This is a genomic window from Blastococcus sp. Marseille-P5729, assembly GCF_900292035.1.
Taxonomy (GTDB): Bacteria; Actinomycetota; Actinomycetes; order Mycobacteriales; family Antricoccaceae; genus Cumulibacter.
Window position 1 is genome coordinate 271,097 of record NZ_OMPO01000001.1, and the last position, 24,317, is coordinate 295,413.

A 24,317-nucleotide genomic window follows, 5' to 3' on the forward strand; every position below is an offset into this window, starting at 1 on the left:
AGTGCCCAGCGCGAGTCCCGAGATCACCCTGAACGACGGCGTGTCCATTCCCCAGGTGGGGTTCGGCGTGTTCCAGGTCCCGTCGGAAGACACCCACGAGGCGGTCACCAACGCACTACGGGCCGGCTACCGGCACGTCGACACGGCGAGGATCTACGGCAACGAGAAGGCCGTCGGCGAGGCGATCCGCGACTTCGGACTGGCTCGAGACGAGGTGTTCGTGACGACCAAGTGCTGGAACGCCGATCAGGGCTACGACAACGCGATGCGCGCCTTCGACCGCAGCCTCGCCGAGCTCGGGCTCGACCACCTCGACCTGTACCTCATCCACTGGCCGTGCCCGGACAAGGACCAGTACGTCGGCACCTGGCGGGCGTTCGAGCAGTTGGCGGCCGAGGGCCGCGTGCGCTCCATCGGCGTGTCCAACTTCCAGATCGCCCACCTGGAACGGCTGCGCTCGACGTCCGACGTCGTGCCCGCCGTCAACCAGATCGAGCTGCACCCTTGGCTTCCGCAGCGCGAGCTGCGCGACTACCACTCGGCCCACGGCATCGCCACGCAGGCATGGAGCCCCATCGCGCGCGGTGGCGACTACCTCAACAACGCCATCCTGAAGGGCCTGGCCGATAAGCACGGAAAGTCCGTGGCCCAGGTGATCCTGCGCTGGCACATCCAGGCCGGGAACATCGTGCTGCCTCGCACGGTCAAGGCCAAGCGGGCAGCAGAGAACATCTCGATCTTCGACTTCGCGCTGGATGCCGCCGATCTGCACTCCATCGATGCCCTCGCGACCGGAGAGCGAGTCGGGCCGGACCCCGACGTCTTTCACGCCGAGTAACCACGAATGAGCACTCCGCGCGCCGGCGTCGGTGCCCCCACCAGGGTCCCGGCTCCCGCGTTCGTCCTGCTGCTGCAGATCACCTTCGTACTGCTGTTCAGTAGCGGGTTCATCGTGGGGCGGATCGCCACCGACGCCGCCTCGCCTTTCGCGATCCTGTTCTGGCGCTTCCTCCTTGCCGGATCTCTGCTCACCCTCATCGCCCTCGTGATGCGGGCGCCATGGCCGCGAACCGGTAAGGAGTGGCGAGATCTCGCCATCACCGGTTCGCTGCTGCAGACCATGCAGTATGCCGGCACTTACCTCGCCTTCAAGTACGGCATCTCGGCCAGCTTGTCGGCGATGATCATGGGCATGATGCCGTTGCTGGTCGCGCTCGGCTCGTGGAAGCTGCTCAACGAGCCGCTGACCCGGATGCAGACCCTCGGCACGTTCATCGGCTTCGCGGGGCTGATCTTCGCGACCGTCTTCGGCTTCGGCGGCGGGGACGGCTGGAGCTCGATCTTATGGACGACGTTCGGCACCCTCGGCATCGCGGCAGGGACGCTATATCAGCGCAAGACCGGCATGCAGATGGACCTGCGCACCGGTAGCGCCGTCCAGCTGTTCGTCGCCGCGGCGGGCATGCTCCCGATCGCGCTGCTCAACGAGGGGATCTCGCTCCCGATGACCAGCCCGGTCGTCTTCAGCCTGAGCTGGCTGGCCACGGCGAATACCCTTGGCGCGATCACGCTCCTGCTGTACTTCCTGCAGAACCAGTCCGCGGGTGAGGCCTCGAGCCTGTTCTACCTGATGCCCGGCGTCACGGCGATCGCCGCCTGGCTGCTGCTGGACCAGCCGATCTACTGGTACACCTGGGTCGGGTTGGCGCTGACCGGGCTGGGCCTCGTGCTCGTGGCCCGGTACACCCGCACTCGGCAGGCCCGGCACGAGACCGGCATCGCGCTGGGCGAGACGCTTCGCTGAGGAGTCTGGGCCGAGGTGACGATTCGCTGCTCGCTCGATCGTCATGATGGTGAGGATGCCGCACCGTGCGGGTCCACATCAGAGGGAGTGATTCTCATGCGTTATCTCGTGCAGGTCATCAGCGGAGCGCCGGACCCCGCCAAGGTGAGCCACGAACAGATCCAGCAGACGATGCAGGCCTATGACGTCTACACGAAGGCGCTGGCGAACGCCGGTGTGCTCGTCGCCGCCGAGGCGCTACACCCGGCCGACACCGCGACGACGGTCCGCGGCGTCGACGGGGATGCGCAGGTCCAGGACGGGCCGTACGCCGACACCAAGGAGGCGCTGGCGACGCTGTTCCTCATCGACGTCCCGGATCTGGATGCCGCGCTCGACTGGGCGAAGCGCTGCCCGGGGGCGTCGTATGCCGCCGTCGAGGTCCGCGCCGCTGCGAGCTCGTTCATCGACGGCGCGTGGCGCCGCTGAGCCGCGCGTGATAAGCAGCCACGAGGCGCTGGTGCGCGCGGAGCAGGCCGCGCGCACCAGCTACGGGCGGATCCTCGCGTTGCTGGTGTCGTGGACCGGCGACGTCCAGCTCGCTGAGGACGCCCTCTCGGACGCCTTCGAGCGAGCGTTGCGCTCGTGGCCCGAGCGGACGCCGGCGAACCCCGACGCGTGGTTGCTGACCGCAGCCCGGAACCGGCTGCGAGACCATTGGCGCTCGGCCGAGGTGCGCCGCGCCACGCCGCTGGATGCCGAATGGGACGCGCCCCCCGTCGAGGACGACGTCGACCCGGACGCGATCCCCGACCGCCGCCTGGAGCTGATGCTGGTGTGCGCGCACCCCGCGATCGGCTCCGCGGACCGCACCCCGCTGATGATGAGCACGGTCCTGGGGTACACGGCCGCGCAGGTAGGCGCCGCGTACGCGGTGCCGTCGCGCACGATGGCCACTCGGCTGGTCCGGGCCAAGAGGCGAATCAAGGCGAACCGGATCCCGTTCCGGATCCCCGGCCGCGACGCGCTGCCCGACCGGCTGGACGCCGTCCTCGAGGCCGTCTACGGTGCGCTGTCGATCGACTGGCGGACTGCTGGGCCGCTCGGCCCGCGTGCCCTGGCCGAGACCGTCGCCCACCTCATGCCGACGGACCCCGAGGCGCGTGGCCTGGCCGCGCTGGCCGCACTTCTCGCGGCGCGTGCACCCGCTCGTTCGGTCGAGCAGTTCGTGCCGCTCGACCGGCAGGACCCGACGACCTGGGACCAGCCGCTGGTCGCATTGGCCAAGGACCACCTGTCGGCAGCGCACGCGGCGGGGGTGGTCGGGCGGTTCCAGATCGAGGCCACGATCGCGCTCACCCACAGCACGCGAGAACCCGGCGCCGAGCCCGACTGGCGGACGCTGCTCGGCCTGTACGACGCGCTGCTGGTGCTCGCGCCGACCCTGGGGGCGCGGATCGCGCGAGCGGTGGTCATGGGCCGGCTCGACGGGCCGCGTGCGGGCCTCGCCGCGCTGGACGCGATCGGCACGGCGGTCGATGGGATGCAGGCGGCCTGGGCCGCGCGGGGTCATCTGCAGCTCAGCGCGGGGGAGCGGGCGGACGCCGCAGGGAGTCTCGACCGGGCCGCCGAGCTGAGCACGGATGACCGCGAGCGACAGTACCTGCAGCAACTGGCCGTTCAGGCGCGCGAGCCGTAGTAGCTGCCCAGCGTCTCGGCTTTCAGCTCGCCGTACGTGCCGGACTCGATGCTGGCCCGGACGTCATCGACCAGCCGGCAGATGAACCGCTCGTTGTGGATCGTGCACAGCGTGAACGCCAGCATCTCCTTCGCCTTGAAGAGGTGATGGATGTAGGCGCGCGTGTAGTTCTGGCACGTGTAACAGTCGCAGTGCTCGTCGATAGGAGCGAATGCCCGTTTGTGCTTGCTGGTGTTGATGTTGAACCGACCGTGTCTCGAGTAGACGGCGGCATTGCGGGCGACGCGGGACGGTGAGACGCAGTCGAAGGTGTCCGCGCCGTTCTCGATGGCGGCGAACAGGTCGTCCGGTTCGCTGATGCCGAGCAGATGCCGCGGCTTGTCGACGGGCAGCTCCTCGCAGACCCACCGGACGATGGTGCCGAGGTTCTCCTTCTCCAGCGCACCGCCGATTCCGAAGCCGTCGAGGTCGAGCTCGCGCAGATCGCGGGCGGCCTTGCGACGCAGATCCTCGTACTGCGCGCCCTGCAGGACGCCGAACAGCGCCTGGTAGGGCCGGCGCGATCGCTGGGCCGTCAGACGTTGGTGCTCGGCGATGCAGCGCACCGCCCAGTCGTAGGTCCGCTGCAGCGAGCGCTCCTGGTAACCGCGCGTATTCATCAAAGTGGTGCACTCGTCGAAGGCGAAGATGATGTCGGCACCGAGCTGATGCTGGATCTGCATCGACACCTCCGGGGTGAAACGGTGCAGCGTGCCGTCGAGGTGCGACTTGAACGTCACGCCGTCGTCGTCGACGTGCGCCAGCCGGTCCTTGCCCTTGGCGATGACGTCGTCGTTTGCGACGCCCTTCGCGTCCATCGCGAGCACCTTCTTGAATCCGACGCCCAGCGACATGACCTGAAAGCCGCCTGAGTCGGTGAAGGTCGGGCCCGGCCAGCCCATGAATGCACCAAGCCCTCCCGCCTCGTCGACGACATCCGGACCGGGCTGCAGGTAGAGGTGATAGGCGTTCCCGAGCACCGCTTGGGCGCCGAGCTCACCGACCTGCTCAGGGGTGACGGTCTTGACCGTTGCCTTGGTGCCGACGGCGATGAACGCCGGTGTCTGGATGTCGCCGTGCGGGGTGCGGATGGTGCCGGTACGCCCCAGGCGCCCGTCGTCCAGAGCGGCGCCGACCGAGAACCCGAATCGGGACCGGTCGGACACGGTCTGGCTCATGTAGCGCTCACCCGGTATTCGGGCTCGTGCCGCTTCATGGCGGCGATGACGCGGTAGGTGACCGGTAGCATGACGACTTCGACGAGGCACTTGAACACGTAGCCGACGAGGAAGTACTTCCAGAACTCCGCCCAGATGAACGGGCCGATGGCGGTCGCGATCAGGCAGAAGATGAAGGTGTCGGCCAGCTCGCCGACGACGGTTGAGCCGATCAGCCGCGACCAGAGGCTTCGTTCACCCGTGCGCTCCTTCATCTTCACCAGCACCCAGGAGTTCAGGAACTGGCCGGCAAGATAGCCGCACAGCGACGCAAGCACGATCGCCGGCACGAAGCCGAGCACCAGGTGGAATGCCTCGGCGTTGGGCTGTGCCCAGTCCTGGGACGGCAGCGAGTCAACTGCCCAGAACACCAGCGAGGCCAGCGCTCCGAGCGCGAAGCCCACCCAGATCGCGCGCTTGGCGCGGGCGAACCCGTACACCTCGGCGAGGACGTCGCCGAGCACGTAGCTGAGCGGGAAGAGGACCGCGCCGCCGTCAAGTGGCAGCCCGAAGAGCTCGATCGGCTTGGTCGCGGTGACATTCGAGATCAGCAGCAACGCACAGAAGACCGTCATGATGACGGGGTAGAAGGTGGTGCGGCCTGTGGCGGCAAACTCGGCGCGGCCGTTGGCTTCCGCGGTCGGGGCGGTCATGAATGTGGCGTCCTTCGTGTGAAGTAGAGGGATCGCGTTGCTGCCCCAACGCGGCGGACCGTCGAACATTCTAGCAATCTCCACCGATCGGGGCTGCCTCGCGCCAGGCGGCTGCTCCCAGGATGGCGTGTTCTCCTGCCGGACGAGCGGCGCCGCCTCAGTTCGCGGTCGACGGGTTCAGCCGTGCGCCGCCGCTGGCGAGGTAATAGGGCGCGGGGACGGCAGGCCGACGATGAGACAGCAGCCTGGAGACGAGCTCGAGCAACCACGGTCGGCTCCGGTAGGTGCCGGCGAGGAACGCCAGCCGCAATGAACCCTCAACAGCTACCGACGGACCGCACACGCCCTGGGCCAGCCACCGCGCGGTCGAGGAGGCATCCGTGTCCAGGATCCGCTGCGGCGTCGACCAGTCCGAACGGTGGGCGGACGGCTGCTCCGCGCGCATCCACCACAGGCCCTGTGCAGGAAACGGGTCGGTGCCATGGAGGTTGGTACCGCGTGCCAAGAACATCTCCCATCCGTGCTCCGTGGGGACCACCGTGTTGTCGAAGAAGCCCTCCTCGCCGGTGGAGAAGCGCCGCGAACCTCGCCACGTCAGACCGTCGGCACTCTCACTGACCCAGAGCTCGAAGTCGGGCTGTTCCCCAGGCCCGACCTCGTGCGGCGTGGACAGGAACCACATCCGGAATCCGGACTCGGCCGCGATCACGCGAGGCTCCAGGACGCTTGGACGCGCCGCGGTGCCGCTCAAGACCGGACGGGGGTGGCGCGCCCAGGTGCCTTCCTCACGTTGAGTGAGCACGCCGATCGAGTAGTTGCTGCCTGGCCCGTACCGGCGACGCGTGCCGCGGCCTGCATAGTAGATACGCGCGGGAAACCCATGAGCCGGCGGCACATAGCTAGGGGTGTGCATGCCGCCGGCGTCCCACGCGGCGCGGTGCGGGTCCTCCACGAGTGGCCGCGCGCGCCGCTGCGGACCCGTGTCGAGGCGCCATCCCGTGAGCGTCAAAGGTGCGCCGTTGGGCAGGGTCGCGCGGTACAACCTGTTGCGGAATGTCGTCGAGAAGCCGCCGACGAACATCGTCCACTGGCGGTTCACGAGATGAACATCGGGATCGCTGAGCCCGAGGACGCCGCGCGGTAGCGCGGGTCCGAGCATGTCCCACAATGCGACCGGCGTGGTAAGACGGGGGCCAGGTACGGACATGAGGGCCTCCAGGCAGCAGAACGGTCGGTGTCGACTCCTCCGGGGCTGCCGGGTAGGTCATAGTTGATCTCATCAGCCTGACCCATCTCGCGCAAGTCGCAGACCACCTGCGGACGGCGATGAGTCAGCGCACCCCGGGCGGCTCGAACGGGAAAGACCCGCCGGGCAGCTTCTGCAGGTCGAAACCGGGCAGCGCGTCCCGCAGCGTCCGCGCTGCCGGGTCGACCGCGTCGCCGAAGGAGCCGAGCAGCATCATCACGACGTCCGCCGGGGTGACGCCGGTCGCCGCCAGATCCGCGAGGGTCACCGCGCCGTCTCGCTTCGCCAAGCGCTGACCAGCTGCGTTGACCACCAGCGGCACGTGGCCGTACGACGGCGCGCCACCGCTGAGCAGCTCGGTGAGCATGATCTGGGTGGCGGTCTGGTCCGCGAGATCGTCGCCGCGCACGACCTGATCCACCTTCTGCCACACGTCGTCCACGACCACAGCGAGGTTGTAGGCGAGCGCGCCGTCCCACCGGCACAGGACGACGTCGTCCACGACTCCCGTTCGGCGACCCATCACGAGGTCCTCCCAGCTGCGTTCGGCGTCCTGACCGCGCAACCGGATCGCCGGGGGGCGCCCGCGGTCCCGTCGCTCGGCGCGTTGGGCAGCGGTGAGATCGCGGCAGGTACCCGGATAGCGCCCGACATTCCCGTGCGGAGCGGACTGCGCCTCGCGGATCTCCTTGCGCGTGCAGTAGCACTCGTACGTGTGCCCGGCTGCCGCGAGCTTCTCAAGCGCCGCGCGGTACTCGCTCAGGCGGGTCGACTGCCAGACCGGTTCGTGGTCCCAATCGAGCCCGATCGCCCGCAGGTCGGCGATCTGCCGCTCTGTGTGCTCCGGGCGTGACCGCTGCTCGTCGAGATCCTCGATCCGCAGCAGGAAGGCGCGGCTGGTGGAGCGCGCGGTGAGCCAGGCGAGTGCTGCGGTGCGGAGGTTGCCGACGTGCAGCTCTCCTGAGGGGCTGGGCGCGAACCGTCCGGTGCCGGGCATCTGGCTAGTCTGGCACGCCCGCGCCGTCCGTGGCGTACGACGCGATCGTCATCGGGCGGCCAGCGACCCGTCGCGGCGCGTCATTGCCACACCGTACGCCGCCTGGCACGATCGAGGAAACTGCTGAGCACTACGAACTTCCGCGGAGGACCCACATGCAGACTGCCGACCCGGCCGAGCTCGGTTTCGACGCCAAGCGGCTCACCCGCATCGACGACCACCTGAAGAAGTACGTCGACGACGGGCGTCTTCCCGGGTGGCAGATCCAGGTCGCCCGGCACGGCGAGGTCGCGCACTTCTCGTCGTACGGCAAGCGCGACATCGAAGCAGACAAGCCGGTCGAGGACGACACGATCTTCCGCATCTACTCGATGACCAAGTCGATCACGACCGTCGCGGCGATGATGCTCTACGAAGAGGGCGCCTACGAGCTCACCACCCCCGTCGGAGAGCTGATCCCGGCGTTCAACGACATGACGGTGTACACCGGCGGCAACGCCCTCAAGCCACAACTGCGGCCGGCCTCCACCAAGATGGAGATCCGGCACCTGATGAACCACACGTCGGGCCTGACCTACGGATTCCACCGGATCCACGTGCAGGACGAGATCTACCGCAACGCCGGTCACGAATGGGGACCGCCTCCGGGCCAGGACCTGGCCGCGGCGTGCGATCTCTGGGCATCGCTGCCGCTGCGCTTCGACCCGGGCACGCAGTGGAACTACGGCGTCTCCACCGACGTGCTGGGCCGGGTGGTCGAGGTCGCCTCGGGGCAGACCCTGGATGCCTTCATGAAGGAGCGGATCTTCGATCCACTGGGCATGAAGGACACCGGCTTTCAGGTCACCGGCGACGACCTGCAGCGGCTCGCCGCGCTGTACACGCCGGGCAGGGACGGCACCGCCTCCCGCCTGGATGCCTTCGGGGAGTCGATCACGAAGGAACCGACCTGCCTGCAGGGCGGCGGCGGGCTGGCGTCTACCACGCACGACTACTCCCGCTTCACCGAGATGCTGCGGCGCGGGGGTGAGCTCGACGGGGAGCGCGTGCTGGGCAACCGGACGCTGGACTACATGACCCAGAACTCCCTGCCGGGCGATAGGGACCTCGAGGAGGTCGGCATCCCGCTGTTCGCCGAGACGCGATTCGACGGCGTCGGCTTCGGCCTCGGGTTCTCGGTCGTCATGGACCCGGTCAAGTACGGCACGGTGAGCTCGCCAGGGGAGTTCGGCTGGGGCGGTGCCGCCAGCACCGCGTTCTGGGTAGACCCGCTGGAGGACCTCACGCTGATCTTCATGACCCAGTTGCTGCCGTCGAGCACCTACCCGATCCGCACCGAGCTCAAGGGGCTGCTGTACCAGGCCCTCGTCGACTGACCGGCAGCCAGCGGCCGATCAGTCAGCGGGTGATCAGCGGCCGCCGGTAGTAGATGCCGAGCAGCGAGGTGGCGCACAGCAGCACCACCCAGCCCGCGGCGATCTCGCTGGCGTGCTGCAGGCCGAGCCGGGCGGTCAGGAACCCGGCGACCACCGACGGCGCGCTGAAGGCGATGTAGTTGACGGTGAAGAAGGTGGATACGACCGTGCTGCGCTCGTCGTCCCGGATGTGCGCCGCGACCGTGCCGTACGACGAGGTCTGCAGAATGCCGAACCCGAAGCCCATCGCCGCCGTGCAGATGAAGAACGGCACCGGCGCCGAGGCACGGAAGGAGAGCACCATCCCGACGGTGCCCAGACCGAGCAGCAGCGCGCCGAGCGTCATCATCCGCAGGTAGGTCCAGGAGCGGGCGATAAACGGCGCGGTGATGCCCGGCACCCACAGCGCGGCGATCGCCAACCCGCCGACCAGCGCGTTGTCGATTCCTAGCACCTGCTTGACCATCGACGTGCCGAGCGAGAGGTAGATGCCGCCGGTGCCCCAGCAGGCGGCCCAGCAGGGAATCGCAACGCGGAATCGCGACCGCAGGTGCTCCGGGATGCCGACGCGCGGGATGAGCGAGGCGAGTGCGCCAGGCCGCATCGGCGAGGTCTCAGGGAGGCGCAGGACGGCGAGACAGGCGACCAGAAGGGCACCGAACAGCACCCACCAGACCAGCTGCAGCGGACAGGGAAGTCCTTCGACGAACACCCCGGAGACCAGACCGCAGGCGGCGAGTCCGGCGGACGGCACCACATTGCTCGCGATCGCCGCTGCGCCGGGCTTGTCCGGTGGGTTGGTGTCCAGCGCCCCTGCGCTGGCGACGACGCTGACCAGGCCGGTACCCACGCCTTGGACCGCGCGCGCCACCAGCAGCCAGGCGGTGGACGCGGCGAAGGCGAAGACGACGGTGGCCACCGCGACCAGCGCGAGTCCGGTGAGCATCACCGGCCGCCGTCCGACGTGATCAGACAGGGACCCGGCGGTGAGCATCGTGACCAGCATGGCGACGACGTAGATCGCGAACACGATCGTCAGGACGGCGGCGCTGAACCCGAACCGATCGCGGTAGAGCGGGTAGAGCGGGCTGGGCGTGCTCGCCACGACCATCACGACGCCAAACACCAGCGCGTAGGTCCAGAACCCCCGGGCCGGCTGGGTGCGCGCCGGGCGCGCCACGATCGGCTGTGTCATGGTGGCTCCCCATCGGCGATCGTTAACCGTGCAAACTTATCCGATGTCTTCCCACAGACGGCGGGGCGTACAGTGACCCGGTTGCCCTGGCCCTGAGAGGAAGCGAGAGGTCGATGTCGACGATCGCGGTGATCGGACTCGTCCTCGCGGGGTTCGGTGCCGGCCTGATCGGATCGACCGCGGGGCTGGCCTCGCTCGTCAGCTACCCGGCGCTGCTGGGCTTCGGCCTGCCGCCCGTGATCGCCAATGTCACCAACACCACCGGGATCACTGCCTTCACCATCGGCTCGCTGGCCTCCACCCGCCCGGAGCTGCGCGGCACCTGGCACCGGCTCTGGCCCCGGGTAGGGGTGTTCATGGCCTTCGGCGTGGCCGGAGCGTGGCTGCTCGTCGCGAGCCCACCGGGCAGCTTCGAGGCGGTCGTCCCCTGGCTCATCGCGGGCGCCTCGGTGCTGCTGATCTTCCGGGAGCAGGTGCAGAACTGGGCCATGCGCCGAGGCAGGCAGCTGCACTCGGCCGGGCCGGCGTTCTGGATCATGCTGGCCGGCATTGCGACCTACGGGGGGTACTTCGGCGCTGCCGCCGGCGTCATCCTGCTGGCCTGGCTCATGCTCACCAATGAGGACTCCCTGGCCTACAGTGCCGCCGAGAAGAACGTCCTGCTGGGAGCGTCGAACTTCGCCGCGACCCTCGGGTTCGTCTTCATCAGCGACATTCACTGGGCAGCCGCGGCCTGCATCGCGGTCGGCGGGATCGTCGGCTCGTACGTCGGGCCGAAGCTGTTGCGCCGGGCGCCCGAGCGGCCGATGCGACTGGTGATCGGGCTGCTCGGAATCGGGCTGGCGATCACGCTGTTCCTGGAATCGTTGGCGTGAGGTAGACGCTACTCACAGGGCACCGCGCCATCCGCCCTTGATCGATGACGGCGAGGTAGCGTGGTCGGGTCCCATTCCCGATCCTCCTGGCCTCCGCATGCACAACGACACCACCCCGCAGCCCACGCCCAGCCCGCTCCCGCTCGACCGCGACTGGCTGGTCGACGTGCTGCTGCAGCTGCTGCAGACCCCGAGCCCTTCGGGCCGCACCGACACCGTGATGAAGATGATCGGCGAGATCATCGATGGGTTTGGAGTGCCGTTCACAATCACCCGGCGAGGCGCGTTGATCGCGAATCTTCCGGGTGAGTCGGCCACGGTCGACCGCGCGGTCGTGGTGCATGCCGACACGATCGGATGCATGGTTCGCGAGCTCAAGCCCAATGGCCGGCTGGCGGTCATCCCGGTTGGGACCTTCTCACCCCGGTTCGCAGCGGGCGCTCGTGTCCGGATCTTCATCGACGGCTCGCAGCGGCATCTGACCGGCACCATCCTGCCCCTGAAGGCGAGTGGGCACGCCTTCGGCGACGGGGTCGACGATCAGCCCACCGACTGGGATCACGTCGAGGTGCGCGTCGATCAGCGAGTGCACGACGCCGACGGGTTGCGCGAGCTCGGGATCCAGATCGGCGACATGGTCGCGTTGGTGGCCAGCCCCGAGCTGTCCGACTCCGGCTTCGTGGTCTCACGTCATCTCGACGGCAAGGCGGGTGTGGCGATCGCCTTGGCGCTGGCGAAGTCCATCACCGATCATCAGGTCGTGCTGCCGCACCGCACGAGCCTCATGGTGACGATCACCGAGGAGGTCGGGCACGGAGCGAGCAACGGACTGCCGCCGGACGTCGCCGAGATGATCTCGATCGACAACGCGGTGTGCGCCCCCGGCCAGCACTCGATCGAGCACGGCGTGACCATCCCCATGGCCGACATGCACGGCCCGTTCGACTTCCACCTCACGCAAGCTGTGTGCGCTCGCCGAGGAGCACGGCATCACGTACGTGCGGGACATCTTCCGGTACTACCGCTCCGACATCGCCGCCGCGATCGAGGCGGGTGCGGAAACCCCGGCCGCCCTGGGCGGGGTCGGGGGCGGCGGCAGCCATGGCTGGGGGCGCACCGAGGTCGCGTCGCTGGGGGCGGCCTACGATCTGGTGTCGCGGGGGGTCACCACGCCGCCGACCTTCGCGGACTGGGACGCCCGGCCGACCGGCTCCGTGGAGGACTTCCCGGCCGAGGACCAGCCGGCCGCGTCGGAGCAGTGGGTACCCCTCAACCGAGGCGAGTTCACCGACCCGGGCAGCGGCGAGCAGGGTTCGACGTGGCCGCCGCAGAAAGCCGACTGACCCTCCTGTGGCCCCCGGCGGTGGTGGCGGACCTTGTCATCCTGTCGGCCCGCGTCGGGCGAGCGGGTGGCTGGTGTCAGCGGCGACGTCGTTTCGAGGTGGCGGGTAGCAGGTAGTCGACGAAGGCCTGCACCACCGGCTGCGGCTCGTGGTTGGCCAGCCCGGGACGCTCGTTGGCCTCGATGAAGACATACTCGTCACCGGTGACGTCCGGAACCAGCAGGTCGATCCCGACGACGGGGATGCCGAGCGCCGCGGCCGCGGTGATCCCGGCTTCCTTCAACGTCTCGGACACCTTGTCGGTGACGTCGTGGATGGTGCCGCCGGTGTGCAGGTTGGCGGTGCGCCGCACCAGCAGACGGACGCCGGCAGGGGGGACGTCGTCCAGGCTCCAGCCGCCCTCGCGCACCGTGGCGATTGTGAGGTCGTCGAGCGGGATGCGTGACTCGCCGCCGGTGGCGGCGGCCCGGCGCCGGCTCTGTGCCTCGATGAGCTGGCGGACCGTGTGCTCGCCGGTTCCGACCACCTCGGCCGGACGACGGATCGCCGCCGCGACGACCTTGCCGTCGATGACCACCAGCCGCAGGTCCTCGCCTTCTACGTGCTCCTCGATCAGGATCTCGGTACCCTCGCCTCCGGCGCGAGCCAGCGCCTGGTCGAGCTCGGTTCCGGTCGTGATGCGCACGGTGATGCCGGCGCCCTGCTCACCGCGCACCGGTTTCACGACGACCGTGCCGACCTCGGCGAGGAAGTCGTGATCGCCCTCGTCGAAGGTCGCGACCCGCGCCCGGGGCACGCGGATCCCCGCCTCCGCGGCGATCCGGCGCGATACCCGCTTATCGTCGCAGCGGCTCATCGCGACCGCCGACGTGTACTGAGACAGGGATTCGCGGGTGATCACCGTCCGGCCCCCGAACTCCAGCTCCAGGTATCCCGAGGCCGGGTCGAGGACGGTGACGCGCGCGCCGCGGCGCATCGCCTCGTCGGCGATGATGCGCGCGTAGGGGTTGAGCTTCTCGAGGTCCTCGGGCGGCCGGCTGGCGAACTGCTTCTCGTTGATCGCGTTCTTGCGTTTGACGACCAGCTCGCTGGTCTTGACGAAGCCCATGCCCTGATACAGGCGAATGGCAGGGCGGTTGTCGTGCATGACCGATAGGTCGAGATGATGGATGCCACGCTCGCGCAGCTCCCGCAGCAGACGGTGCACGAGGGCTCCGCCAATTCCCGGAGCGGTCGCGTTCGGATCGACGGCCAGGCTCCACAGGCTGCTGCCGCGGGCCGGCTCGTCGTACAGCGCGACGTGGTCGACACCGGTCACCGTCCCGACGATGTCGCCGGTGTGGACGTCGACCGCGATCAGGTAGATGACGGCATCGGAGTGATCGAGGTTGTCGGCGAGCACGTCGACGTCCGCCTCGACCATGTGGCATCGGTGGTAGGTGTCGTTCATCGCCTCGAGATCCCTACGATCGCGCGCGGGGCGGATCTCGATCAGCGAGCTCGTCGGCTCGGGTGGCAGCTCACCGGTGAGATCGAGCCGGTACATCAGGCTCGGGTCGATGAAGAGTTCCTGCGGATGCTCCGCGACGAAGACGTGCGCATCGGGGAGGTAGATGCAGCAGTCGCGTCGGCCGGTCGCCTCCTCGCGTAGCAGGTCGCCGAGCTGCGCCTGGTCGGGAAAGGTGTTCCCGAAGACCAGGCGGCCCCAGCCGAGCTCCTGGACGACCCCGGTGTGCTGGCTGCTCGTCACGTCTGTCACCGGCCGCTCCGGACGGCGCCGTCGACATGTCGCTGCAGCCACAGCTCGAGCAGCCCGATCTGCCACAGCTGGTTGCCGCGCAACGGCGTCAGCCGGTCGTTCGGTGCGGCGAGCAGCTCACGCACCGCCTCGGGGCGGAACAGCCCGCGCTCTCGCGCCGACTCGCTGTGCAGGGCGTCCGCGACCATGTCGAGGTACGGGCCGTGCAGGTGCTTGAGCGCCGGCACGGGGAAGTAGCCCTTCGGTCGGTCGATCACGTCCGAGGGGATGACCGCGCGCGCCGCTTCCTTGAGCACCCCCTTGCCCTCGGACGCCGTCTTCAGCTCCGGCGGGCAGGTCGCGGCCAGCTCTACGAGCTCGTGGTCGAGGAAGGGCACGCGGCCCTCCAGGCCCCACGACATGGTCATGTTGTCCACGCGCTTGACCGGGTCGTCGACGAGCATCACGGTGGTGTCGAGTCGCAGCGCCCGGTCGGTGGCGGTGTCGGCACCGGACGCGGAGAAGTGGCGGCGGACGTAGTCCTCCGAGACGTCCTGCGGCGCCATCCAACGTGGGTTGAGGATCGTGGCCATCTCGCGGTGGGTGCGATCGAAGAACGCGGCACGATACCGGGACAGCGCCTGCTCCGGGTCGTCGTCCGGCGCCTTCGCCATCGGCGGGTACCAGTGATAACCGGCGAAGATCTCGTCGGCCCCCTGCCCGGACTGTACGACCTTGACGTGCTTGGCGACCTCCTCGCTGAGCAGATAGAAGGCGACGGCATCGTGGCTGACCATCGGCTCGCTCATGGCCTCGATCGCGCCGTCGAGCGCCGGGAGCATGCGCGCGGTGTCGATGCGGATCTGCCGGTGGTCGGTGTCGAAGTGCCTGGCGATGATGTCGCTGTACTTGAACTCGTCGCCTTCCTCGCCGCCGGCTGCCTCGAAACCGATCGAGAAGGTCTTCAGGCCGTGCTGCCCGGCCTCGGCGAGCAGTCCGACGATCAGGCTCGAGTCCAGCCCGCCGGAGAGCAGGCAGCCGACCGGGACGTCGGCGACCAGTCGGCGCTTCACCGCCGTCCGGAGCGCGTCGAGGATCGCGTCCTGCCACTCGACCTCGGACCAGTCGGCTCGGTCGGCCGTCCGTTCGAAGACCGGCTGCCAGTAGGTGGTCTCGCGACGAGAGCCATCCCGCTCGATGGTCATCAGGGTCGCAGGCGGGAGCCGATGCACGCCGCGCAGGATGGTCCTCGGTGCGGGAACCACCGAGTGGAAGCTCATGTAGTGGTGCAACGCCTCGCGATCGATCGTGGTGTCGATGCCGCGGGTGGCCAGCAGCGCGGGGAGGGTGCTGGCGAACCGGATCGCGCCGCCGACCTCGCCCCAGTAGAGCGGCTTGATCCCGAGCCGGTCACGCCCGAGCACCACCCGCCCGGTATCCCGCTCGGCGATCGCGAAGGCGAACATGCCGTGCAGCCGCTCGACGACTGCCGGCCCCCACTCGCGGTAGCCCTTGAGGACGACCTCGGTGTCGCTGTGGGAGGCGAACTGGTGGCCGCGCCCGACGAGCTCCTCGCGCAGCTGTTGGTAGTTGTAGATGCAGCCGTTGAAGACGATCGTCAGCCCGAGCTGGGCGTCGTGGATCGGTTGGGTGCCGGACTCCGATAGGTCGATGATCGACAGTCGTCTATGCCCCAGAGCGATCGCGTTGTGCGACCAGACTCCCTGGCCGTCAGGTCCGCGGGGCTCGAGACGACGCACCATCGCGGTAACGGCGTCTATGTCAGCTGGACGGTCGAACGCTATCTCTCCGGCGAGGCCGCACATGTAGAGGATCCGCCTTCAGGTCGAGGTCAGAACTCGTCCACCTTATCGAGGTCCGGGCATGAGGTGGTCGGCTCGCCTCGGCGTGGGAGGGTCAGATCCGGTCCATGGCCTTGCGGATGCGCGATGCGGAGATGCTGTAGCGCGGCTTGACGACCTGCGCGAACAGTGAGAGGCGAAGCTCCTCGATCATCCACCGGATCTCGCCCAGCTCGCGCGGAAGCGACTCGCCGGTGGGGAATGCCGCGGCCAGCTCGTCGTACTCGGCGACGAGGTCGTGCACCTCGAGCATCGCCAGGCGGTCCCGATGGCGGTTCTCCCGCAGTCGCTCGAGCCGGACGGCGATGCCCCTTAGGTAGCGTTCGATGTCGGGAAGGCGGGCGGCGCCATGCCGCGCGATGAAACCGGGCGGTACCAGGTGCTTCAGCTGGCTCACGACGTCTGCTCGCGCGACGGCGAAGGTCTCATGCCGGACGTCGTCGAGTGCTCGCTCCGCGGCCATCTTCGCCTCGAGCACCGCAGCGGTGCGCTGAAGCATCTCGAGGGTGTCCGCCACCTGCGCGGCCCGTGCGGCGTCCCGCAGCGTTTCGTAGGAGGCGAGGTCCCACGGGAGTGGGCCGCGGTCCACGGCCCTCAGCGCCGTTGCGGTCTGCACGTCGTCCCACAGGGCGGCGGGGCTGGCGTGCGGGGCCTGGGTGAGCGCGACCTTCTGCTGCGGGGTGAGCGCCCGCATCACCTGATTGCTCACCGACGGCAGCTCGTGCACGAGTAGCCAGGCGACGGCCCCGCGCATCGCGGCCTCGGCGGCGCCGGGGGAGTGTAGTACGCGCAAGGCAACCGATCCGGCCTCAGCGACCAGGGCGGGGTACCCGTCCACCAGGCCGTGCTTGGTCTGCAGGGCGACCACGCGGTCGATGGTGCCGACGTCCCAGGAGGTCAATCCGCTGCGTTCATTCGCCCGTGCGACGGTGGCCACCTGAGCCCGCTGGGCACCGGCGAGCCGTTCGCGGAGCTCGTCGAGATCCTTGCCCACTGCTACGACCTCGGATCGTTCGTCGACGATCCGGAAGGTCATCCGCAGGTGGTCAGGGACCTTGCTCCAGTCGAAGTCCCGCTCGTCGACCGCCGCCCCGGTGAGCCGCCGTAGCTCGAGTGCGAGCTGGGGGAGCAGCGCACCCTTCTCCGGAGCGATGGTCTGCAGTGCGGCGCGAGCGCGGTCGGGGGCCGGGACGACGTTGCGCCGGATCGCCTTGGGCAGCGACTTGATCAGCGCCGTGACCAGCTCCTCGCGGCGCCCTGGGACGAGCCACTCGAAGTCCTCCGGCGAGGTCTGCGCCAGCGTGACCAGCGGGATGTCGACGCTGATCCCGTCGGTCTGCTCCGAAGACGACGCATCTAGCGCTGCTGGATCGAAGGTATACGTGAGTTCTAGCGGACGCGCGCCATCTCGCCACACGTCGGGGAAGGAGTCCTCGTCGGGCCGTTCGACGCCCTCGCGGATGACGTCGTCCGCGGTGAAGTCGAGCAGCGTCGGGTTCGTGTGCCGCTCGTGCTTCCACCACTTGTCGAAGTGCCGCCCGGAGACGACGTTGGCGGGGATCCGCGCGTCGTAGAAAGCGAACAGGGACTCGTCGTCCGCGAGGATGTCGCGACGACGGGCCTTGTCCTCCAGCTCGCCTACCTCAGCGAGCAGCTCGCGGTTGCGGGCGAAGAAGTGGTGTCGGGTCTCCCAGTCACCCTCGACGAGCGCCTGCCGGATGAAGATCTCCCGCGAGAGCGTCGGATCGATGCGTCCGTAGTTGACCTTGCGGTCGGCCACGATCGGCACGCCGTACAGCGTCGCGCGCTCGGTGGCGACCACGGCCGCGCGCTTGCGCTCCCAGTGCGGCTCGGCGTAGCTGCGCTTGAGCACGTCGCCGGCGACCTCCTCCACCCAGGCCGGGTCGAGCCGCGCGACGTCCCTGGCCCACAGGCGCGATGTCTCCACCAGCTCCCCGGCCATCACGTACGCCGGGCTCTTCTTGAACAGCGCAGAGCCCGGGAAGATCGCGAACCGGGTGCCGCGCGCTCCGATGTACTCGCGCTTGTTGCGCGGGTCCTGGAGGCCAACCTGAGACAGCAGTCCGGTGAGCACCGACTTGTGCACGTCATCATCGCTCGGGCGCGCCGAGGAGGTGTGGATTCCCGCTGTGGAGGCCATCTCGCGTAGCTGCGCGACGAGGTCCTGCCACTCACGGACTCTGACGTAGTTGATGTACTCGCGCTTGCACAAGCGACGGAAGGCGGACGACGACAGCGTCTTCTGCTGCTCTCGTAGGTGCCGCCAGAGGTTGAGGATGCCGAGGAAGTCCGAGGTCTTGTCGACGAAACGGGCGTGCAGCTGATCGGCCTGGGCTTCCTGATCAGTGGGTCGCTCGCGTGGATCTTGGATCGACAGCGCGGCGGCGATGATCATGACGGCGAGGGCGGCGTCGCGCCGTCCTGCCTCGACGATCATGCGGGCCAGCCGCGGATCGATCGGGAGCACCGCCACCTGGCGTCCGAGCCGGGTCAGGGCGATGCCCGTACCGTTGCGCTCGATCGCGCCGATCTCCTGCAGCAGCGCCATTCCGTCGGAGATGCTGCGCTTGTCCGGTGGCTGGACGAAGGGGAAGGTCTCGATGTCGCCGAGCCGGGCCGCCACCATCTGCAGGATCACTGATCCGAGGTTGGTGCGGGTGATCTCGGGGTCGGTGAACTCGGGTCGCGAGTCGAAGTCCTCCTCGCTGTAGAGGCGGATCGCGATGCCGTCCGACGTCCGGCCGCATCGGCCGCTGCGCTGCTGGGCCGAGGCCTGCGAGACCCGCTCGATCGGGAGTCGCTGGACCTTGGTCGCGTGGGAGTACCGGGAGATGCGGGCGGTTCCGGCGTCCACGACGTACTTGATGCCTGGGACGGTCAGCGACGTCTCGGCGACGTTGGTAGCCAGCACGATCCGTCGGCCGCGGTGACCGCTGAATACGCGATGCTGATCTGCCGCGGAAAGCCTGGCATACAAGGGAAGTATCTCGGTTCGTGGCAGATCGAGGTCGCGGAGCGCGTCGGCGACGTCCCGGATCTCGCGCTCCCCGGAGAGGAACACCAGCACATCGCCGGGGGCCTCGCGGGAGAGCTCGGCGCAGGCGTCCAGCACTCCCTGCACGAGGTCCCGTTCGGGCTGCTCCGGATGGTCGGGGTCGACGAGGGGCCGGTAGCGGATCTCGACCGGATAGGTGCGCCCGGATACCTCGATGATCGGCGCGTCGTCGAAGTGGCGGCTGAACGCCTCGGGATCGATGGTGGCGGAGGTGATGATCAGCTTCAGGTCGGGACGCTTGGGCAGCAGCGTCTTGAGGGAGCCGAGCAGGAAGTCGATGTTCAGGCTGCGCTCGTGGGCCTCGTCGATGATGATCGTGTCGTAGCGACGCAGCATCCGGTCCCGCTGGATCTCCGCCAGCAGGATGCCGTCGGTCATCACCTTGACATAACCGTCGCGGCTGACCTTGTCGGTGAACCGGACCGCGTAGCCGACCTCGGCACCGAGGTCGACCTCCAGCTCCTCGGCGATGCGTTCGGCCACTGTGCGAGCGGCGAGCCGCCGCGGCTGGGTGTGCCCGATCTGTCCGTGCACACCCCGGCCCACCTCGAGGCAGATCTTGGGGATCTGGGTGGTCTTGCCCGACCCGGTCTCACCCGCGATGACGACAACCTGATGCTCACGGATCGCCTCGGCGATCTCGTCCTTGCGGGCGCTGACCGGGAGCTGGTCGGGATACCGGATCGGTGGTACGGCGGCGCGCCGCTGCTCGACCTGATCGGGGGTGAGCCGCGGCGGGGTACGGCGAGGGCGGCGGCGAGGCATGACGATCCAGGGTACTTCGACGCACGGCCGCGAGGCCAACACTCGCGGTCGGTAGCCGACGCCGCCGCCGTCGGCTACCGACCGTGGCGCTCAGCAGCGTTGAGCGTCGCGCTCAGCGACGAGCGTTGCGCGACCAGCTGAAGCAGTACACGCCGTACGCCATAAGGCCGAGGGCGATGATCGTGAGCAGGACGGGGCCGCCGGCCCCTTGCTCCTTGACGGTGCGTAGCGCATCGTCCAGACCGCCGGCCTTCTCCGGGTCGTAGGTGAAGGCGGCCCAGCCGAACAGCACGCCGACGAGACCGATCGCGATGCCCTTGGCGATGTAGCCGACCTGGCCGAGGCGCTGGACGGCGGGGGAGGGCTCGCCCTCGTACTCCTGGGTGAATGAGGAGGTCACCCCGCGCTTGACGAGGATTCCGGCGTACCCGATGATCGCGGCCGCGACTACGCCGGCGAGGACCTGCCCGAAGGGTTTCGAGAGCAGCTCACCGACCCGCGTCTGCTGATCCTGATCGGTGTTGCCTGCCCCGGAGCCGAGGGCGAGCCGCGTCGCGGTAATGCCGAGGAACAGGTACATCAGGCCGCCGCCGAGCGCGCCGAGGCGTTTGCGGGTGCGGCTGAAGCCGTCCTTCCAGGTGTAGCCCCACCACGCCTGGGTCAGCTTCCATACGAACAGCCCGAACAGGGCGACGGCGACGACCCACATGACGCCGCGGCCGATCGGGTTCTCGGCGATCGTGCCTAGGGCGCCCTCTGGTCGGTCTCCTGACCACTGCCGCCGGACCACGCGAGCTGGAGCGCAAGGACGCCGATCAGGATGTGCACCACGCCGACCGTGACGAGGCCGGCAGTCACCAGCCACCGGAAGACATCGGAATGCGCGACGTCCTTCGCGTGCCCCTCGGCCTTCTGTGCCTGTCCCTTGGCCTGCGCCTTCTTCTCCTCGATCGACATCGGCTCCCCGCCTGCCTCCCCGCCGGTGGCTAGCCCTCCCGGAGGGACGTTGCCAGCTCCGCCTTCTTGATCTTGCCCGTGGTCGTCATCGGGTACTCGTCGACGATCCGCATCTCGGGCACCTTGTAGGTCGCCATCTGGGTCTTCGCCCAGGCCCGCAGCTCGTCAGCGTCGATCTGGCGGCCCTCGGCCGGCTTGACGAACGCGACCGGGATCTGTCCCTTGTCGGGGTCCGGGCGCGGTACGACGGCGGCGACCTCGACGTCCTCGTGGCGGCACAGGTAGGACTCGACCTCGGCGGGGAAGACGCTCATGCCATTGACCTTGATCATGTCCTTGTTGCGCACCAGGTAGTGCAGGCAGCCGGCCTCGTCGATGAACCCGGTGTCGCCGGTGTGCAGCCAGCCGTCGCGGATCGTCTCCGCGGTGGCGTCCGGGCGGCGCCAGTAGCCGTTCATGATCGCGGGGCTGCGGACGACGATCTCGCCGCGCTCGCCGAACGGCAGCAGCTCTGCGGTGGCCGGGTCGACGACCATGACGTCCGTGCCGGGCACCGGCATGCCGCACTGGCCCGGCTCACCGAGGACGTCCCAGTCCTCGTCCTGCAGACCGTAGGTGCTGGTGTCCATGGTGTGCGTCTCGGTCATCCCGAACGCAGCCTCGCGGAGGATCCCGTCGGTGCGGGACTTCTCCCGCCACCGTGTGCGCACCTCGGGATCGACTCGAGCCACGAACGACATCGCCAGCGGCGTCGTGAGACTCGAGAAGTCGGTGCTGTCGACGTCCGGGTGCTCCATGATCTCGATGTAGTTGTCGACGGTCGCGATCCAGAGGTTGACGTGGTAGCGCTCGATGGAGCGCATGACGGCGGCGGCGTCCCAGCGGGCGAGCAGCACGCAGGTGCCCCCGGTAACGATGGGTGACAGGATCCCCATGTCCTCGCCCGCGATCCAGAAGATCGGCACGTGGCACAGGAACACCGGCTTGCCGCTGATTCCGCTCTGGGTCAGCCACGCGGCGACGGTGTAGATCATGTGCCGCTGGGTGTGCTCACAGCCCTTGGGTAGGCCGGTGGTTCCGCCGGTGTAGTTCAGTGCCGCCAGGGCATCGAGGTCGACCTCGCGGGGCGTGGCGGGCTCAGCGGACTCCAGGTCGGCCCAGGTGTCGTGATCGGTCACGCGCGGGCTGGTGGTCGCCTCGGGAGCGGGCGGCGCCGGGATCGACGGGTCATCGCCGGCCAGTTCCATCGAAGACGTGACCAGCACGCTCTCGACGTCCGTCTCGTCGATGACGTTGCCGAGCACCTCCACCATGAAGTCGGCGCAGAAGAGCACCTTGACATCGGCGTCGGTGAGCTCATGGTGCAGCTCGTGCTCCCGGAACATCACGTTGATCGGGACGTGGACGGCGCCGAGTTTCATGATGCCGATGAAGGCGATGAGGAACTGCGGTGAGTTGGGCAGCAGGACGCCGACCCGGTCACCGGTCTGTACGCCCTTGGACTCCAGCCAGCCCGCGGCCCGGTCGCTGAGCTCGTCGAGCTCCCGCCAGGTGATATCGCGGCCGTAGAACGCGACTGCCACGGCGTCCGGGGTGTCCTTCGCCCAGCCTCGGACGTACTCGCCGATCGATACCTCGCCCCGGGGGTAGACCACCTCGCGCGGCACATCGGGGCGCTTGGCCTCCCGGAGCCGGTCGGCCTCGGCCAGGTACTCCTCGACGTTCATAGCATTCCCTTCGCATGGGGTTGTGGCTGTGCTGACTTGTGTATCACCTCCGGTGATCGCGCTCCCATCGAACCGGCACCGTCCGCCGCCGATACCCTTGCCGCATGCCCGGACCCGGAATCCACCTGCCCATGATCGGTGGCGATCAGATCGAGGAGCTCCTCGACTGGCACACGGCCGTCGACGCGCTGCGCGCACACCTGCGTCTCGAAGGCGAGGCGGAGACCTTCCCGCGGACGGCCTTCCCGTGTCGCAGCGGCGAGCTGTTGCTGATGCCCGCGGAGACCACCGAGTACGTCGGGGTGAAGGCGATCTCGTTGAACCACGACGCCCCGGCCGGTGTGCCTCGCGCGCAGGGGATCTACACGCTCTTCGACGCTCGGACGCTGGCGCCGGTCGCTCAGCTCGACGCGGTCGCGCTGACGAAGATCCGCACCTCGGCCGTCTCCGCGCTGGCCGTCGATCTGGTGGCGCCGCGCGAGTCCGCTCGTCTGGTCGTGTTCGGGACCGGGCCCCAGGCGGCGGGACACGCTCAGGCGATCGCGGCGATGCGCGAGATCACCGAGACCGTCATCGTCGGACGCCGTCCGGAGGCGGTCGAGAGCATGCTGGCCGAGCTGGCCGATGCCGGCCTGCCGGTACGCGCGGGCGGGCGCGAGGACCTGGCTACCGCCGACATCGTCGCGTGCTGCACAGCCGCCGCGACACCGCTGTTCGACTCGGCCGCGCTGCCCTCGAACGCCGTAGTCGTCGCGATCGGCTCTCACCATCCCGACCGCCGCGAGCTGGACGCAGCGCTGGTGCGTGATTCGTTCGTGGTCGTCGAGTCCCGTGACAGCGCGCTGCGCGAGGCGGGCGACATCGTCATGGCCGGAGACGATCCTGCCGCGTTGATCGACGCGACGCTCGCGGAGCTGGTGCGGCGGGCGACGGCGCCGGCCGGCCGCGCGGTCTTCAAGAGCGTGGGAGAGGCCTGGGAGGACCTCGTGCTCGCCGCGCGAGCGTTCGAGCTGAGCTCGGCTTCGTCCCCGCGCGAGTAGCCTCGATGGATGAGGGGAGCGTGGCAGCGATGATCCGTGGCATAGCAGGACTGGAGCTCGCGGGTGCGGATGAGACCACCTATACGCACCTACTCGGACCCGCGCTGCGGGCCGGCGACGTCCAGGTGGAGCGAGCGGGCACGACGCGTCTGGTCCTGGGCTGTCTCGATCTGCCTGACACCCGGCGGCGCCTCGCGCGTCGAGCGGTCGAGTTGACCGAAGGCGGCCTGAGAATCGGGGGACTCGAGCTCGGGCTCGAGCAGGTCAGCCGCGCCGACGACGTCCGCGACAGCCCCGTGATCATCGACCACGTCGTCATCCGGACCAGCAGCGCAGAGCGTGCGGTGGCGAACTACGCAGGACGGCTCGGCCTTGATCTCCGGCTCGAGCGGAATGCCCCGCAGTGGGACTCCCACATGCTGTTCCTGCGGTGCGGGCGCTCGCTGCTGGAGGTCGTCGAGCCGACCGGGGACGAGCGGCACGAGGGCCCGGACGCCGTCTGGGGCGTGGCGTGGCGGGTGCCGGAGCTCGACTCCGCGGTGCAGCGGCTGACCCGGGCGGGGGTCGATGTGAGCGAGCCACGGGATGGTCGCAAGCCGGGGTCTCGGGTGGCGACGGTGCGCGACGATCGGTTCGGCGTCCCGACGTTGCTGATCGAGCAGGGGACAAATCTGGTTACTGACCGGTAAG

20 protein-coding genes are annotated in these 24,317 nt (G+C 68.8%); 9 read left to right on the plus strand and 11 right to left on the minus strand.

The genetic code is table 11. The annotated features are described in order from the left end of the window. Position 1 precedes the first annotated feature (1 nt). The 4 genes from DAA40_RS01305 to DAA40_RS01320 all read left to right on the plus strand — a co-directional run bounded on the left by DAA40_RS01305 (position 2) and on the right by DAA40_RS01320 (position 3,482). Positions 2–838 (plus strand): aldo/keto reductase, encoded by an 837-nt coding sequence (locus DAA40_RS01305; protein ID WP_106847944.1) that lies wholly within the window; start codon positions 2–4, stop codon positions 836–838. Between the two features lie 6 nt (positions 839–844). Further along, positions 845–1,804: a DMT family transporter gene (locus DAA40_RS01310; RefSeq protein WP_106847945.1), complete on the plus strand. Its 960-nt coding sequence runs from the start codon at positions 845–847 to the stop codon at positions 1,802–1,804. A 96-nt stretch (positions 1,805–1,900) separates the two neighbouring features. After that, the gene (locus DAA40_RS01315) at positions 1,901–2,272 is read left to right on the plus strand and encodes a YciI family protein (protein ID WP_106847946.1); all 372 of its coding nucleotides are present in this window, start codon (positions 1,901–1,903) and stop codon (positions 2,270–2,272) included. Between the two features lie 7 nt (positions 2,273–2,279). Further along, positions 2,280–3,482 carry an RNA polymerase sigma factor gene (locus tag DAA40_RS01320; protein ID WP_199849448.1) on the plus strand — a complete coding sequence of 401 codons (1,203 nt, stop codon included), beginning with the start codon at positions 2,280–2,282 and terminating at the stop codon, positions 3,480–3,482. Here DAA40_RS01320 and tgt read toward each other — a convergent pair. The 4 genes from tgt to gluQRS all read right to left on the minus strand — a co-directional run bounded on the left by tgt (position 3,464) and on the right by gluQRS (position 7,634). After that, complete coding sequence (gene tgt / locus DAA40_RS01325) at positions 3,464–4,699, minus strand: tRNA guanosine(34) transglycosylase Tgt (RefSeq protein WP_106847948.1); 1,236 nt, start codon at positions 4,697–4,699, stop codon at positions 3,464–3,466. The two genes, DAA40_RS01320 and tgt, sit on opposite strands and share 19 nt — an antisense overlap. Continuing rightward, positions 4,696–5,391, minus strand: coding sequence for a queuosine precursor transporter (locus tag DAA40_RS01330; protein ID WP_106849187.1), 696 nt, complete (start codon positions 5,389–5,391; stop codon positions 4,696–4,698). The genes tgt and DAA40_RS01330 overlap by 4 nt, the downstream gene beginning before the upstream one ends. 157 nt (positions 5,392–5,548) lie before the next feature. Further along, positions 5,549–6,598, minus strand: a complete 1,050-nt coding sequence (locus DAA40_RS01335) for a hypothetical protein (protein WP_106847949.1) — start codon at positions 6,596–6,598, stop codon at positions 5,549–5,551. 124 nt (positions 6,599–6,722) lie between these two features. Then, entirely contained in the window at positions 6,723–7,634 is a 912-nt protein-coding gene (gene gluQRS, locus DAA40_RS01340; RefSeq protein ID WP_106847950.1) for a tRNA glutamyl-Q(34) synthetase GluQRS, read from the minus strand. Positions 7,635–7,789: 155 nt separating this feature from the next. Here gluQRS and DAA40_RS01345 point away from each other — a divergent pair, with 155 nt between their 5' ends. After that, positions 7,790–9,010 (plus strand): serine hydrolase, encoded by a 1,221-nt coding sequence (locus DAA40_RS01345; protein WP_106847951.1) that lies wholly within the window; start codon positions 7,790–7,792, stop codon positions 9,008–9,010. Between the two features lie 22 nt (positions 9,011–9,032). Here the strand turns inward: DAA40_RS01345 and DAA40_RS01350 are convergent, their stop codons facing one another. After that, positions 9,033–10,244: an MFS transporter gene (locus DAA40_RS01350; RefSeq protein ID WP_106847952.1), complete on the minus strand. Its 1,212-nt coding sequence runs from the start codon at positions 10,242–10,244 to the stop codon at positions 9,033–9,035. Positions 10,245–10,357: 113 nt separating this feature from the next. On the opposite strand from DAA40_RS01350, the gene DAA40_RS01355 reads away from it, so the two are divergent. Further along, positions 10,358–11,119 carry a sulfite exporter TauE/SafE family protein gene (locus tag DAA40_RS01355; RefSeq protein ID WP_106847953.1) on the plus strand — a complete coding sequence of 254 codons (762 nt, stop codon included), beginning with the start codon at positions 10,358–10,360 and terminating at the stop codon, positions 11,117–11,119. 97 nt (positions 11,120–11,216) lie between these two features. Further along, positions 11,217–12,578, plus strand: coding sequence for an osmoprotectant NAGGN system M42 family peptidase (locus tag DAA40_RS01360; RefSeq protein ID WP_199849449.1), 1,362 nt, complete (start codon positions 11,217–11,219; stop codon positions 12,576–12,578). On the opposite strand, the gene ngg is transcribed toward DAA40_RS01360, so the two are convergent. The 6 genes from ngg to DAA40_RS01385 all read right to left on the minus strand — a co-directional run bounded on the left by ngg (position 12,539) and on the right by DAA40_RS01385 (position 22,587). Next, positions 12,539–14,221, minus strand: a complete 1,683-nt coding sequence (gene ngg, locus DAA40_RS01365) for an N-acetylglutaminylglutamine synthetase (protein ID WP_199849450.1) — start codon at positions 14,219–14,221, stop codon at positions 12,539–12,541. The genes DAA40_RS01360 and ngg overlap by 40 nt on opposite strands. Beyond that, positions 14,218–16,026 (minus strand): N-acetylglutaminylglutamine amidotransferase, encoded by a 1,809-nt coding sequence (locus DAA40_RS01370; RefSeq protein WP_106847955.1) that lies wholly within the window; start codon positions 16,024–16,026, stop codon positions 14,218–14,220. Before DAA40_RS01370 ends, ngg begins: the two co-directional genes overlap by 4 nt. Positions 16,027–16,117: 91 nt before the next feature. Next, positions 16,118–19,903, minus strand: a complete 3,786-nt coding sequence (gene hrpA / locus DAA40_RS01375) for an ATP-dependent RNA helicase HrpA (RefSeq protein ID WP_106847956.1) — start codon at positions 19,901–19,903, stop codon at positions 16,118–16,120. A 112-nt stretch (positions 19,904–20,015) separates the two neighbouring features. After that, positions 20,016–20,693 (minus strand): DUF1206 domain-containing protein, encoded by a 678-nt coding sequence (locus DAA40_RS01380; protein WP_158716156.1) that lies wholly within the window; start codon positions 20,691–20,693, stop codon positions 20,016–20,018. Continuing rightward, entirely contained in the window at positions 20,648–20,860 is a 213-nt protein-coding gene (locus DAA40_RS16030; protein ID WP_158716157.1) for a DUF1206 domain-containing protein, read from the minus strand. Before DAA40_RS16030 ends, DAA40_RS01380 begins: the two co-directional genes overlap by 46 nt. Positions 20,861–20,889: 29 nt before the next feature. Then, entirely contained in the window at positions 20,890–22,587 is a 1,698-nt protein-coding gene (locus tag DAA40_RS01385) for an AMP-binding protein (RefSeq protein WP_106847958.1), read from the minus strand. Positions 22,588–22,691: 104 nt separating this feature from the next. On the opposite strand from DAA40_RS01385, the gene DAA40_RS01390 reads away from it, so the two are divergent. Both DAA40_RS01390 and DAA40_RS01395 read left to right on the plus strand, forming a co-directional pair. Further along, the gene (locus tag DAA40_RS01390) at positions 22,692–23,627 is read left to right on the plus strand and encodes an ornithine cyclodeaminase family protein (protein ID WP_199849451.1); all 936 of its coding nucleotides are present in this window, start codon (positions 22,692–22,694) and stop codon (positions 23,625–23,627) included. A gap of 29 nt (positions 23,628–23,656) precedes the next feature. After that, a complete protein-coding gene (locus tag DAA40_RS01395) occupies positions 23,657–24,316 on the plus strand; it encodes a VOC family protein (RefSeq protein WP_234356289.1) in 660 nt (219 codons plus the stop codon). The last annotated feature ends 1 nt before the right edge of the window (position 24,317 follow it).